Source organism: Gottfriedia acidiceleris (assembly GCF_050457485.1).
In the GTDB taxonomy this organism is placed as follows: Bacteria; Bacillota; Bacilli; order Bacillales; family Bacillaceae_G; genus Gottfriedia; species Gottfriedia acidiceleris_D.
Genome location: NZ_JBCMJM010000001.1, coordinates 236375 through 251346, shown reverse-complemented (window position 1 = coordinate 251346; position 14972 = coordinate 236375). Strand labels below are relative to the sequence as shown.

13 protein-coding genes are annotated in these 14972 nt (G+C 33.5%); 3 read left to right on the top strand and 10 right to left on the bottom strand.

The annotated features are described in order from the left end of the window. The first annotated feature begins 591 nt into the window (after positions 1 to 591). Positions 592 to 1695, top strand: coding sequence for a HupE/UreJ family protein (locus tag ABEY15_RS01150; protein ID WP_429887884.1), 1104 nt, complete (start codon positions 592 to 594; stop codon positions 1693 to 1695). An 82-nt stretch (positions 1696 to 1777) separates the two neighbouring features. Here the strand turns inward: ABEY15_RS01150 and ABEY15_RS01145 are convergent, their stop codons facing one another. The 8 genes from ABEY15_RS01145 to ilvA form a co-directional block, all read right to left on the bottom strand. Beyond that, on the bottom strand, positions 1778 to 3094 hold the full coding sequence (locus tag ABEY15_RS01145; protein ID WP_429888235.1) for an APC family permease: 1317 nt from the start codon (positions 3092 to 3094) through the stop codon (positions 1778 to 1780). Between the two features lie 51 nt (positions 3095 to 3145). After that, on the bottom strand, positions 3146 to 4153 hold the full coding sequence (tdcB, locus tag ABEY15_RS01140) for a bifunctional threonine ammonia-lyase/L-serine ammonia-lyase TdcB (RefSeq protein WP_429887882.1): 1008 nt from the start codon (positions 4151 to 4153) through the stop codon (positions 3146 to 3148). A 152-nt stretch (positions 4154 to 4305) separates the two neighbouring features. After that, entirely contained in the window at positions 4306 to 5268 is a 963-nt protein-coding gene (locus ABEY15_RS01135) for an L-threonine 3-dehydrogenase (RefSeq protein ID WP_429887880.1), read from the bottom strand. Between the two features lie 48 nt (positions 5269 to 5316). Beyond that, on the bottom strand, positions 5317 to 6510 hold the full coding sequence (locus ABEY15_RS01130) for a glycine C-acetyltransferase (RefSeq protein ID WP_429887879.1): 1194 nt from the start codon (positions 6508 to 6510) through the stop codon (positions 5317 to 5319). Between the two features lie 448 nt (positions 6511 to 6958). Further along, positions 6959 to 8149: an MFS transporter gene (locus tag ABEY15_RS01125; protein WP_429887878.1), complete on the bottom strand. Its 1191-nt coding sequence runs from the start codon at positions 8147 to 8149 to the stop codon at positions 6959 to 6961. Positions 8150 to 8261: 112 nt separating this feature from the next. Then, positions 8262 to 9362 (bottom strand): alkene reductase, encoded by a 1101-nt coding sequence (locus ABEY15_RS01120; protein WP_429887876.1) that lies wholly within the window; start codon positions 9360 to 9362, stop codon positions 8262 to 8264. A gap of 73 nt (positions 9363 to 9435) precedes the next feature. Then, positions 9436 to 9699, bottom strand: coding sequence for an ArsR/SmtB family transcription factor (locus ABEY15_RS01115; RefSeq protein WP_429887875.1), 264 nt, complete (start codon positions 9697 to 9699; stop codon positions 9436 to 9438). 338 nt (positions 9700 to 10037) lie between these two features. Further along, a complete protein-coding gene (gene ilvA / locus ABEY15_RS01110) occupies positions 10038 to 11297 on the bottom strand; it encodes a threonine ammonia-lyase IlvA (protein WP_429887873.1) in 1260 nt (419 codons plus the stop codon). Positions 11298 to 11535: 238 nt separating this feature from the next. On the opposite strand from ilvA, the gene ABEY15_RS01105 reads away from it, so the two are divergent. After that, complete coding sequence (locus ABEY15_RS01105; RefSeq protein ID WP_429887872.1) at positions 11536 to 12417, top strand: 5'-3' exonuclease; 882 nt, start codon at positions 11536 to 11538, stop codon at positions 12415 to 12417. 28 nt (positions 12418 to 12445) lie between these two features. Then, positions 12446 to 13210 (top strand): DUF695 domain-containing protein, encoded by a 765-nt coding sequence (locus ABEY15_RS01100; protein ID WP_429887871.1) that lies wholly within the window; start codon positions 12446 to 12448, stop codon positions 13208 to 13210. A 160-nt stretch (positions 13211 to 13370) separates the two neighbouring features. Here ABEY15_RS01100 and ABEY15_RS01095 read toward each other — a convergent pair whose 3' ends face one another. Further along, on the bottom strand, positions 13371 to 14216 hold the full coding sequence (locus ABEY15_RS01095) for a TetR family transcriptional regulator (RefSeq protein WP_429887870.1): 846 nt from the start codon (positions 14214 to 14216) through the stop codon (positions 13371 to 13373). A gap of 86 nt (positions 14217 to 14302) precedes the next feature. Further along, positions 14303 to 14914, bottom strand: coding sequence for a DUF4304 domain-containing protein (locus ABEY15_RS01090; protein WP_429887868.1), 612 nt, complete (start codon positions 14912 to 14914; stop codon positions 14303 to 14305). Positions 14915 to 14972: the final 58 nt, after the last annotated feature.

Sequence of the window (14972 nt, the reverse complement as noted above, 5' to 3'; positions counted from 1 at the left end):
CAACCCTTGGCTTGTCTTCCACCGTGGAACTGGTTACCAACTGTAACCTCGCCTGCAAGTGTGGCAAATCCTGACGCTTGATTCGCATGCTTACCAAATCCGAACGGCGATCCCGCTCTATACGTTGCCGCTTGGGAAGCATACGTTTGTTGTATCCTCTACCGAATTAGCCAGCAACCGGCTTAGCAAGACCGTTCAGTTTACGACGGTGGCCAGCATCGATTCTTTAAAGACATTGGTGACACGCTTTACTGATATCAATGGGATCGATCGTGCCGGTATTACCGATAGTCTGCTGGAAAAATTGGCAGACAACGATTTGATCAGCTTTGTAAATGAAGTGAAGCCTCAAAGCGGGAAGCAAATCTCAAGCGAAGCAGCTGAATATTGCTGCGAGACTCTCAATATGTATTGACACAAAAGTTGAGCAATTCAAGTGTTTGAAACCAAAAGTATACACGCAGGTGTCATCACATTAGCGAAATTTAGGATGGATCAGTAATGAAACTGGGGGAGATCAATTTTCTCCCCCTCATTACTTTGGAATATTACAGATTAAAATACTAACATTTCATGAAAAGAGGTCCCACTATGAAGCAGCGTTCATTTCTGTCCATTTTCATCATCCTATTCTTTTTATGTTTTGGGACTACCACAACTTCAGCGCATTCCATAGATATGAGTTACTCGGATTTAAACATTGAAGGGAACGAGATTCTCTATGATCTTTTTATTGAACAAAAAGATTTGTTTCCACAATTCGGTAATGACTTAGATAATCTGGTGAATGATGAATCGGCCTCACAGAAAATAGAATCCTATCTACAAAAAAGCCTTCGCATAGATGTGGATTCAAAGCCCTTAACGATGGAATTGGTTTCGATGAATATGGCGCAAAAGGGTGTTAGAAGAGGCATGGAATTTCAAATGAGGTTTATCGCCGATGAAGACATCAAACAATTTAATCTTCATTATGATTTGGTGTTTGACGATGTCCCTGCTCATACGAGTGTACTCATGGTTCATGTAGGAGATTATTTTCAGCAGAATATGATTGATAGCACGAATAGAGATATTCTGATCAAACTTCCTAAGGATCCTCCTAATGAACTTACAAAGGAACAATTCAAGGACCTTCCGCAGCCTAAGATTGGCGATGTGTTGTGGAAATACTTTAAGCTTGGAATCGAACACATTTTGTCAGGTTATGATCATTTGCTATTTTTATTATCCTTAGTATTAATCGCAACTAGATTCAAGGATGCGTTGAAGATTGTTACTGCTTTTACAATCGCACACAGCGTTACACTGTTCTTGGTGGCAACAGGTCGCATTCACGCAATTCCATACTGGGTCGAATCTTTGATAGCCCTGACAATTTGTTATGTGGCAGTAGAAAACATATTTGTTCAAAAGGCAAAATGGCGGTGGCTATTGACAGCCATATTTGGCTTGATTCATGGCATGGGTTTTGCCGGAGCCTTGGCTGAAACTGGACTTCCAAAGAGTAATCAACTTGGCTCTCTCCTGACGTTTAATTTAGGTGTGGAAGCTGGTCAGCTCATGGTCCTATGCCTTTTACTTCCTTTTTTGCTATTGCTACGACGTTTCCCATGGTATCGTAAAATGGTGGTCTCAATGTCTTGCCTTATTTTTGCGCTGGCATTTTATTGGTTTATTCAAAGACTGCAATGAGGCGGCCATCATTGTTACCCATAAAAATTAATAACTAGTGTATGGTTACATTCAAAAAGGTAGGAGAAATTCCTACCTTTTTTCACTCTTCATCGACTACAACGTGTTTTTTCCGTAACATGTAATAAACAGGAAGTCCAATTAACGTTAAACCAATTCCCCAAAATGCTAAAATAGTTTGCGTCATTAATGTGTTTACAACGATAAAGATTCCCCCAATTATTGCAATTGAGAGAACTAATGGTAAAAAAGGTACTTTATATGGTCTTTTTAGATCTGGTTCCCGTTTTCGTAATATATAAACCGCAAAAAATGTTAATGTATAAAAAATCCAAATTACAAATACTAACATGTCAGTTAATAAGTCAAATCCACCTATAAACATCATAAATATGGCAACTATTAGGATAAATAGACCAGCATTATATGGAACTCCAGATTTAGATAATTTACCAAACCAGCTACTAAAAGGAAGTTTTTGTTCTTTAGCCATTACATATGGGACCCTCATTCCTGTCATTGTATAGCCATTAATTGTACCAAATACTGAAATTAAAATTCCGATTGAGACGAGTTTTCCTCCAAAATTACCGAATAAAACTTTCGATACTTCAGTGGCTGGTGTAGATGTACCAGCTAATTGCACTGCGGTTAATACAAATAAAAAAGATATGTTAATCAAAAGATAGACCGCCATTACAGCTGCTAAACCAAATACGATAGCTTTTGGCAAATCATTTTTAGGATTTTTCATTTCTCCGGCTATATTTCCTACGAGGATCCAACCATCATATGCAAACATCGTAGCAAGTAAAGCTGAACCAAGTGCTGGCAAAAAACTTCGATCACTTCCTACCTCAACCGGAAAAAGTTGAAAAGTCACATTTCCTTCATGTAATAATCCAAATATGATTAAAATCGCCAAAGGTATTAGTTTACAAAACGTAAAAAGTGATTGAATACTACCAGCAGTTTTTGCTCCTAGGAAATTCAATAATGTGATAAAAACTGCAGTAACTACAGCAATAATCGTTACAGTGAATTGATTAGAATTAGCTGGAACCCCAAAAATGGAAACTGCTTGCGTACCAAATATGATTGAAAGTGCGGCAATATTAGCTGGAAAATAGATAATCGTTTGTGCCCATCCAAGTAAATAGGCAGTCAGATCTCCATATGTGTGCTTTAAATAAGCAACCATTCCTCCTGTTTTTGGTATTGCTGCGGCAAGCTCAGCTCCGGATAAACCAGCACAAATTGTAATGATTCCTCCAATTATCCATGCTAATAAACCTAAGCTTGCAGATCCAGTTGCGCCATATACAGCTGTGGCTTTAAAGAAAACTCCGCCACCAATTACAGTACCAATTACAGTAGTTAAAGCTGCAATAAACCCCATTTCTTTTCTTAGTTTATTTTCCGACAATAGGATCACCCATTCTTAAAAAGATCACTTTACTTCATTTCCAAAGAAGTGTTCACAAACACTGGAGATTCTCTCTAGGTCAACATTACCACCCGATATGATTGCTACTACTTTTTTATCTTTTATATATTTTGAAGCTTTACCTGATAAAATTACTGCTGTCGCTAGGGCTCCTGAACCCTCCACAACTGCTTTACCTCGCTGTAGTAAATCCTTCATTGCGACTTCTATTTCATCCTCACTTACAAGAATGATTTCAGTTACTAATTCTTTTACAATCTCATATGTTAATTTCCCTGGAACCTTAACAGAACAACCATCGGCTATTGTAGGAGCAGTATAGTTACTCACTATTTCTCCAGCGTCTATTGATGCTTTCATGCCATGTACATTCTCCGCTTGAACGCCAATAATGTCTATTGAAGGGTTAAATGATTTCAAAGCGACTGCAATTCCAGAAATGAGGCCCCCACCACCAATTGGAACAATGATTGTATCAACATCCCAGAGATCATCTAAAATTTCAATACCGATAGTCCCTTGACCAGCCATTATGTAAATATCATCGTAAGGATGTATGAATGTTTCACCAGTTTCGTCTCGTACTTTAGCACAATAGTCTTTCGCATCATCAAATGTATCACCGTGTAAAATGATATTTGAACCGTAGCCTTCTGTTGCTTCGACCTTTGCTTTTGGTGCAGTTGAAGGCATGATGATTTTACTCTTAATATGTAATAGCTTAGATGATAAAGCGACACCTTGTGCATGATTACCAGCTGAACATGCGATAATTCCTTTACTTCTTTCTTCCTCAGTTAAATGAGTAATTTTATTAAATGCACCTCGAAATTTAAATGAACCCGTTAATTGCATATTTTCAAGTTTTAAATAGATTTCTCCGTCCGACTTTGAAGTTAAATAAAATGATTTTACTAATGGTGTTTTTCGAACTTTACCCTCTAAAAGTTCAAATGCAGTTTTAATCTCTTTAATGGTTAATGGTAAACCCTTGTGATCTAAATTATTCATCTTCTAACTTCCTTTTTTATCAACATTTTAATTTTTCATTCTTGATACATGATAAGTTTGTGTCAAAGTACTAAACAAAATACCAAGCACAGGAAATAGGAAGCAGTAGGGAAAATAAAAAAGAAGGAGACAACTGTCTCCTTCTTTTTCAATTAAGCTTGAGTTACGTTTAACTTTCCAGCTAATTTATTTAACATATCTTCAGACATACGATCTAAATCAAATTTTGGATCGAAGCCCCACTCTTCTTTTGCAGCAGAGCTGTCAATTGAATTTGGCCATGAATTGGCAATTCCTTGACGAATAGGGTCAATGTCGAAATCTAATGTAAATTCAGGGATGAATTTACGAATTGATGCGGCGATTTGAGTTGGTTCGAATGACATTGCTGAGATATTAAATGCATTACGATGTTTAAGTTTTGATGAATCTGCTTCCATTAACTTAATAATCGCATCAATTGCATCAGGCATATACATCATATCCATGTAAGTTCCTTCACCAATAAATGAAGTATATTTCTTATTTTTTAATGCTTCGTAATAAATATCAACAGCATAATCAGTAGTACCTCCACCTGGCACTGTATCATAAGAGATTAAGCCTGGGAAACGTACGCCGCGAGTATCTACACCAAATTTTTCAAAGTAATAATCACATAATAATTCTCCAGCTACTTTTGTAACTCCATACATTGTAGTAGGGCGTTGGATTGTATCTTGTGGTGTGTTATCCTTTGGTGTTGCTGGTCCAAATGCACCGATTGAACTTGGAGTAAAGAATTTTAAGCTTAATTCTCTCGCTACTTCAAGAGCATTCACTAATCCACCCATATTTAAGTCCCAAGCTAATGTAGGTTTTGCTTCTGCAACTGCTGATAAAAGAGCAGCTAGATGAATGAAAGTATCAACTTCATACTTCTTAGCAATTTCTAACATTTTTTCTTTATCCATTACGTCTAAAATTTCAAAATGACCAGTTTCTAAAATTGGACTTCCTTCAAGACGGCGAATATCTGTCGCAACAACATTTTCATTACCGTATTCATTTCTAAGACGCATAGTTAATTCTGAACCGATTTGTCCAAAACAACCAGTAATTAATATTTTCTTCATTCCTTAGTCCACCTTATAGTAATAAAATATCGAAATTAATATATAAAATTATTTAATAACGTTTAATTCGCGACCAACTTTTTCATAAATAGCTAAAACTTCATCTAGCATTTCTTTAGTATGCGCAGCTGTTGGCATATTACGAATACGACCAGTTCCAAGTGGTACTGTTGGGAATACGATTGACTTCGCATAAACTCCCTCTTCGTATAAACGTTTAGAAAATTGTTGTGTAAGATTTTCGTCACCGATAATACATGGTGTAATTGGTGTTTCAGACTCACCGATATTGAATCCAAGTTTTGATAAACCAGCTTTTAAGTAATCACCATTTTCCCAAAGCTTTTCGATTTTTTCTGGTTCTTCAGACATAATACGAATTGCTTCAATACAAGCAGCAGCATTTGCTGGTGTTAAAGAAGTAGAGAATAAGAAAGGACGTGCACGAACTTTTAACCAATCGATTAATTGTTGTGAACCAGCTACATATCCACCTACAACTCCAACTGCTTTAGAAAGTGTACCAATTTGGAAATCAATTTTATCTGATAATCCAAAATGCTTAACTGTTCCAGCTCCTTTACCCATAACGCCAGAACCATGAGCATCATCGATATATGTAATTAAGCCAAATTCTTCAGCAATTTTTACGATATCAGGAATATTTGCTACATCTCCATCCATAGAGAAAACACCATCTGCAATGTACATAACTTTCTCATATAAACCACAAGTTGTAGCTTCTTTTGCTTTTTCACGTAAATCATCCATATCTTGGTGTTTTACACGAATAATTTTTGCCCCAGAAAGTCTGCAACCATCGATAATTGAAGCATGGTTTAATTCATCAGATAGAATTGCATCTTTTTTTGTCATTACTGCTGAAATAGCACCCATATTACAGTTAAAACCAGATTGGAATGCAATAGCAGCCTCTGTATGTTTAAATTCAGCAATCGCTTTTTCAAGTTGATCGTGGATATCCATCGTACCATTAATCGTACGTACCGCTCCTGCACCAACTCCATATTTTTCAGTCGCTTCAATAGCAGCTTGTTTTAAACGAGGATGAGTCGCAAATCCAAGATAGTTATTTGAAGATAAATTAATAAATTGTTTACCACTAATTTGAATAGTAGCTTCGTTAGAACCTTCTAAAGAGTTAATCTCATTATAGAGCCCTTTCTCTTTTAACTCAGCTAATTGTGGAGTTAAAAATGCTTCTAATGTCTTGCTTGACATAAATACCAGCTCCTAAATTAAGTTTATTTATCTAAAAGGAGTAAGCCCCCATTTTATATCTATTATTTATTATTAAATAAATATAAAAAATTATCGTTTTATTATTTTCCATTTTTGTAAAAGAAAATTTTTTATGTATTGATTACAATATACTTATTTGAGGCTTTCCGAATTCAATTATAAATCGGTTACAATGCATTAGGAATACTTTTATTCAAAATTTATTCGAAAAGGGTTGAATTTAAATTATTATAAAAATTCATATAATTCGAATATTATTCAATTTGTTTTTTTAGTAAAACATCTATTGGTTAAAAAGCTTTAAAAGAAGGGTTTTATACATTAAAAAGGGGCGTCTATTAGTCAATTACCTCGACACATTAGACAGCCCCATGGAGTTATATTATTTTTAAGTAATAAATTTTTTTTCAATTATAAATTAATCCATTTAGGCTCTTATTTGCGTGCCAACGCCTTGTCTGATTTTCTTTTCATTCATTAAATAACGAGATAATCCAACTGTTACGAATAAAGAAACCACTACAGGAATTGAACCCATCCATGTAATTGAACGGATAGACAATTGACTGACTACAAGCCCTCCTATTGCTGCACCAAATGCAAAGCCTAATTGCATCATTGACTGATTTAAACCTAATAAAACATCAGATGATTTAGGAGAAATTGTAGCTAAGTTAAATTGTTGAGTTGCCCCAGATGACCAACCAGAAAATGACCATAATGTAAGGATAATGATCACTGTATTGATTGAACTTGAAATGAATGATAATAATAAAATCGATAAAATATTAAGTACTAATCCTCGTTTTAAAGTAAGCGTAATTCCCCACTTGTCTGCACTGAATCCCCCGAATTTAGAACCAAATAAACTAGCTATACCAAGTATTAGAAGAGCAAAACTTAATACGTGATCGCTCATCTTAGTAGTTTGAATAAGATAAGGTGATAAATAAGTAAATACGATTCCATATCCGCTCATTAAGAAAAAAGTAATAGATAAAGCTAATGCGATTTTTGGTTGTTTAATTAATGAAATCTGCTGCAATAATGGAATCGGTTGATCACCATGTGTTTGTGGAATTGTTTTAACGATAATTGCTAAAGAAATTAAAACGAATATGGCAACTCCAAGAAAGACTAGTCTCCAATCATAGGCAGCGGCTATAAATCTGCCAATTGGTACTCCTATAATGAGTGAAGCAGTAAATCCCATGACAACAGTGGCAATTGAACTTGCCTTTTTATCTGCTGGAGCAATCTTAGCAGCCAAGCTAAGTACTGTTACAACAGTAACTCCTGCACTTAACGCCATTATAATGCGCGCAACCATAAACAAACCGTAACCAGGTGCAATTACTGCTAATAAATTACCTAAAATAAATACACTTAAAGAAAATAGTAATAATTTTCGTCGTTCCATTTTAGCTAATACGGCCATTAATATCGGTGTACCGATCGCATAGATTAATGAATACACCGTAATTAGTTGCCCTGCAGCTTCAATAGAAATACCTAATTCATCAGCCATTTTATCTAAGATACCTGAAATAACATATTGTGAAGTTCCTACTAAAAAACTGATCATTGCTAAAATATAAATTTTCCCTTTATTTGTCATAAACTAATTCCTTTCAACATAATTATATATTTCTATAAATACCGAAATAGTAAACTTTAGAGAAGGAAGCCACTTGATTAGCTTCCTTCCTACTATCTATTCAAATTAAAGCTTAGATTAGAACATTTAGATGCTTTTTAACATCATATTCTTCAATTGCTTCACCATTTTTTAAACGGTGTAGAAGATCTGGATTCGAAATTAGAGGACGCCCAAACGCAGCAACATCAATTGTTCCTTCAATGATAGCTTTTTCTGCCATTTCAGGATTTAACGTTCCCACTCCAACTATAATTCCATCCCAGTACTTTCTAACAAGCTGATGCATCGTTTTACCATCTGCAAGTATACGATCAAATTGCATAATTGAAGGGTGTAATAAAGTTGCACCAACTTCTTTGAATGCTTCAATGAATGTACGAATTGCATAATCTGGGTCTTCCCACATATAGCCCGGAATATCAGCTTTATGTGCAGAAAATCGAATCATCGTTCTTTCAGTACCAATTGCTTCGATAACAGCTTTTATAACTTCCTTCATGAAAGTTAATCTTTGTGGTAGATCACCACCGTATTGATCTGTACGATGGTTTGTAACATCTGAATTAAATTGATCGATTAAGTATCCATGTGCAGCATGAATTTCGACTCCATCAAAACCAGCTTCAATGGCGTTTTTAGCTGCTTGAGCATATTGATTGATTACTTCTTTAATATCCTCGGTAGTCATTTCTTCAGGTATATCATATGGCTTACGAAAACGAGAAACTAATCCTTCTGCAGGAATCGCTGATGGTGCTTGCGGTGGCATATTTCCAGCAAGCTCGTGATGAGATAATCGTCCTACATGCCAAATTTGAGAAATCATTGTGCCGCCCTCTTTATGAACAGCATCAGTTACCTTTTTCCAAGCTTTAATTTGATCCTTAGAATATATTCCTGGAATACCTGGGTAACCTTTTCCACGTGGACTAATAACTGTTCCTTCAGAGATAATCAAACCTACGCCATCTGCAGCTCGTTTACGATAATATTCGACTATATCTTCTCCAACTACGCCTGTTTGATCATCTGCAAAACTTCTTGTTAATGGAGCCATTGCAGTACGACTACGTAAATTCCAAGCACCTATTTTTACTGGTTCAAAAAGTTTACTTTCTACACCATTTTCTAATTTTCCCCAACTAGTTTCATCTTTGCTTACTAAACTCATATTCAATTCCCCCTTAGGTTATTCGGTATTTCTACAAATACTGAAATATAAACTAAAATTATACCGCTTTATTTTAAAGTAAAGCGGGTGCGTATTTTTCCAAAACTTCTCGTTGTAAACTATAGTATCTGAAGGTTCCTTCTTTGCGAACTGTTAGCAAGCCGCAATCAAGTAATGGTTTTAAATGATGTGTCAATGTAGAATTGGCCGATACTTTTATTTGATTTTTCATCTCTAAACAAGCTAATTCAGATTGCTTAGCAAGTACTTTAACTATTTGTAAACGAGTAGCTTCTCCTAATGCTTTATAAACCTTTACTGCAATATCATCGTTCACCACTTTAACCTCCTCTCAATGACCAATACTTATTTCAGTATTTCTAGAAACATTGTATTTTATGTAGTTTATGATGTCAAGTGCCATGATTTATTAAAAAAAAATAATAATTAGGCTAGGCGCATAAAGAAATTGTTCACTCAAATTTAGAGTGTTGATTTTTAACAGGAATATCCGTTTTGAAGAAATATGCACTTTTTTCATTCACTACTCATTGATAAACTATTACAGAAAATATATGTTATATTTTTTGCGAGAAATCAAAAAAACCTACAAAGGAATTAATTACCTTGTAGGTTTTTTCACTATATTACTTGATGAGATCAAACCCTTAAAATCTAAATGAGTAGATTAAACAATGTTGGGTTATTGTTTATTTCCATAAATTGAATTTCATGACAATTCATTCTCTCAATCAATGCTTTGTAATCAGATTTATTGGCCAATTCTATTCCAACTAGTGCTGGCCCATTATCCTTATTGTTTTTCTTTGTGTATTCAAACCTCGTAATGTCATCGTTTGGTCCTAATACTTTATCAAGAAATTCACGTAATGCGCCAGATCGTTGTGGGAAGTTGATGATGAAATAATGTTTTAGTCCTTCATGAATTAAAGACCTTTCTTTTATTTCTTGAAGTCGGTCAATATCATTATTTCCACCAGATATGATACAAACGACATTCTTTCCTTTTATTTCATCTTTAAATAATTCTAAAGCTGATACAGACATAGCTCCAGCGGGCTCTGCAATGATAGCATTTTTATTATAAAGCTCTAAAATCGTTGTACAAATCTCACCTTCTGGAATAGCGACAACCTGGTCAAGTACATCTCTACAGATTTCATATGTTAAATAACCAACTTGACCAACCGCTGCTCCATCAACAAATTTTTCAATAAAAGGTAAAGATACAACTCTTCCATTTGCAATCGATTCAGCCATTGAAGCGGCACCCATCGGCTCTACTCCAATCACCTTCGTTGAAGGACTAATTCCTTTTATGTATGTTCCAACTCCAGAGCTTAATCCACCTCCGCCGATTGCTACGAATAGATAATCTACTGGACGGTCTATTTCATTTAATATTTCAACTGCTACTGTACCTTGCCCTGCAATTACATCTTGATCATCAAACGGATGAATAAATGTCATTTGATTTTCATTGCAATAAGCTTGTGCATTTTGATGAGCAATATCAAAGGTGTCACCGATTAATATAACTTCAACAAAAGGTCCACCAAAGAATTTCACTTGAGATACTTTTTGATTCGGCGTTGTAGATGGCATAAATATTTTCGCATACACTTGCAAATGATTACATGTATATGCTACGCCTTGAGCATGATTACCTGCACTTGCACATACAACCCCTTTTTGTCTTTCTTCATAAGACAAGTTGCTAATTTTGTAATATGCCCCTCTAAGCTTAAATGAGCGGATAATTTGTAAATCCTCTCGCTTTAAAAATACGTTACAATCATATTTTTCACTAAGCATTGTACTAATCTGCAAAGGTGTTTTAATCGTAACTTCTTTTAACGTATTATAGGCAACTAAAATATCCTCAATCTTAACAGTACTTTTTACTTTCTCCATATAACTACCTACCCTTTGCATTTTTTTATATAAACTCCATTATAGTAAAAGTTAATTAATAAATAAACAGAAAATTCAATTTTCCAACGAAAGTTTTATGTCATTATACGTGAATGAAATAAAATGTGCTTAAAATCCGTACTTTCATTCTAATTGGCAGTAATACACTAGTTATCATTTTCAGTAGGATATGCTATCATTTTGATATTAAATAAATAGATATTAGGTGATTTATAAAATGGAAAATCAATCTTTATTATTAATTGATGGCTTTAACTTATTAAGTAGAGGTTATTTTGCAACTTCTTATGGGAGAAGTGATGAACAACTTTCTAAGACAAAAGATGGCGTTTATATAAATGCATTAAGAGTTTTTATTCCAAAGCTTTTTAACTTAATTAAAGAACATGACATTACTCATCTAGCAATTACTTGGGATGTTAAACGTGAAGAAACTGATCGTCGAAATAAATATGATTTTTATAAAGCAACTCGTGGAGAATTACCAACACCACTTATCGAACAATATTTCACTTTAAAAACAGCATTAGAGGAAATCGGTATTGCTCAACTAGAAATGGCACCATATGAAGCAGATGATTTAATGGGTACTTTATCAAATAATTGGTCTAATTCTGTTAAAAATAAATGCTATATTTATAGTAATGATCGAGACTTACTACAATTAATTAACGAGCATACCTCTCAAATCATTGCTCAAAAAACTGGTGAAATTGTTTACTCCCTTGAGCACTTCAGTAATGATTATGGGATCCATCCAAAACAATGGGTTGATGTAAAAGCATTATTAGGTGATTCTAGTGATAATATACCTGGTTGCCCTGGAGTAGGAGAAAAATCGGCTATTCCATTAATTCAACTTTACAACTCTGTCGAAGAATTGTACGAGAATATGGAAAATCTTGATTCTAAATTTAATCGCTACAAAAAGAAATTAGAAGCAGGTAAGGACTCTACTTTTATTAGTAAAGAGCTTTCTGCCATTACAATTGATATACCTCATTTTGCTGAATATACATTTGAGGATTTAAAAATTAATATTGATGAGGATAAATTATCACTTACGCTTGAGGAATTAGAAATTCGTGTGAAGCGATAAAAGTCAAATTTTATTAGGAGAAATATAAATGTCTGAGTATTGGAATGCGTATTTTAGTTTTATAAATGATAAACCAGCTACTGTAGTATTAGATATGGAAGTAACTGAAGAAGTAAACATTGAAGATTATCCAACTATTGTTTGTATAAAACTACAATTAAAAAATCCAGACGAACGAGGTTTTCCTAGTAAACATGAATTAAAAGTTTTAGAAAAAGTTAATAAGGATATTGAAAAACGAATTAATCCAAAACTCTACCTTAATGTTGGTAGAGTTACGACTGATGGTTTTAGAGAACTTGTCTATTATACTTCGGAACAAGATCCTAAAATGCTAATTGAGGTTGCTGAACAAATTATTGAAGCAAATAATTACGAATTTGAAGTGTATGGTATGGATGAAGAAGAACTATGGGAATATTATTTCGAATTTCTATATCCAAACCAATACCATCTACAGCATATAAGCAATGCTGAATTAATTGAGCAATTACAAAAATCAGGTGACAAATTAAAATTACCTCGCAAAGTCGAACATTTTATTCTATTTAATGATGAAATAAAAATAAATGAGTTTATTAGCGAAATAGCAAAAGAAGGTTTTAATTTTGAAGAAAAGTATTCAAATATTGATGAAGATTTAGATGAAGAGTATGAATTTACCATACGTATTTCTAGAATAGATCATGTTGATCTAGATAGCATTGATGAATTAACTGATTTCTTAATTGAAGCATCTGAACATTTCGGTGGTCATTATGATGGATGGGAAACTCTTGTTATCAAAGAATAAACATTAACTTCAAAATTTAAGATATGCTTTAAAAAATATAAATAAAGAACACTACTGTTTTTGAATATCTAAAGTAGTGTTCTTTTTAATTAGTCATTTAAGTAATTAACTTCTGATGTTGGATTCCATTTACTTTCACAATCTTTTCACTAACTAAAAATCAATGTTTAAGAAAACTGAATTCATCATCTTTTATTATCTTATGTAATCTTATTAATTTATCTGACATAGATATGAAATGATTACTTTCACCATTACCTAATCCTCTGGTTATCCCATCGATTTTCCCTATCATTTCATGTTTTTTCTTGCCGATTTCCCAACAATAAAGCGTACCTTTTGAACCATAGCCACCATAAAAATATGCATACTTACCTCTTATGCTTATAGCATGTGAACCACGAAATTTTACAGGGACTTTATAAGTTTTTATTTCTCTTGATTCAGGGTATAGTTGTAACAATGGAAATTCGGAATATGGAAATAGCCAAATGGACGATCCCTTCCCTTTAGAAATTGCATAACAATCATCTATAATCGGACCTTTAAACAAATCAGAGTGATATCTAAAAAGAACTTTACCTTCTAAGTTGAATAACACTAAACCCTCTGTAGAAATTCCACTTCCAAAAACACCTTCATCAAAATAACTAATCCAAATTCCTTCCTTGCCTACTTCGACATCTTCTACACCATCACCACAATTAAAGGAATCTACTATAATACCATTTATATTTAAAATAAAAACATTATCCTTTTTTAATTCTTCCCTAGAATCTACAATAACAATTGTCTCCCTATCTACCCATCTTACAATAGGGAAATCTACCTTAAGATTGAGTGAAAGAAAATTTTCTTCATTAAAGAAGAGGGTATACTTCTTTTTTTCCTTAAGAAGTACTACTAGGCCATATTCATCTTTCCAATCTGTATCTATGATTTCGTATGTATCAAAGTTAGATTCTTCTTTTGAAAATGCGACAGTATCTATAATTAAATCATTCAAATAATTTCCTCCAAACACGTTTAAACTATGATTCTAATCTCTTTAAAATTGAACAATCTAATGCATTAGTTGAATAAGGTATTCTATTAATTCACGTTTATTCCAATTTTTTGGGAAAGTTCCTTTATATACTCTTTTTGTGAATCAAACTTGGATGTTAAATATACTTCTTTCATTCTTTTTTGTGCTTTTTCAGGATAACCGTAATAATGATACAGAAGAGTTAAATGATGTCGGGGTTCAAACCGCCCCAGTTCTTCCTTTAATTCTATAACATTTATAATATCTTCAATGTTTTGATATTGTTCAAAATAAGGAATTATAACATTTACAATATCACTTTCCACCTGCTTTTTTATTTCTTCAATATCCGTTTTATCTGATATCTTATACCAATTTTCACGTATGTTTTTTATATCACTTATTCGTAGTCTTAACATCGAGTTTACTTCTAATGGAAATATTGGAGATTTCATTTCAGATAAAGTAGTATATACTTTATCGCAATAAATTCCAGTATTAAATAAAAACTCTACTTCATTTTTTGTATTCCATTTAGAAGATTGGATGTTAACAGTCCAGGCAAAGTCAGGAAATATTTTAGCAAAGTTTTTTCCTTTCTTCTTAAATCCATTTTTTTTAAATAAAGGTGCAATTGTTTCTTTGACTATATGATTTAACTCATTCTGCATACTCATATATTTCTCCTTGAATGGAATCGTATTTAACGATTCATACATAATAATTTATCAAACC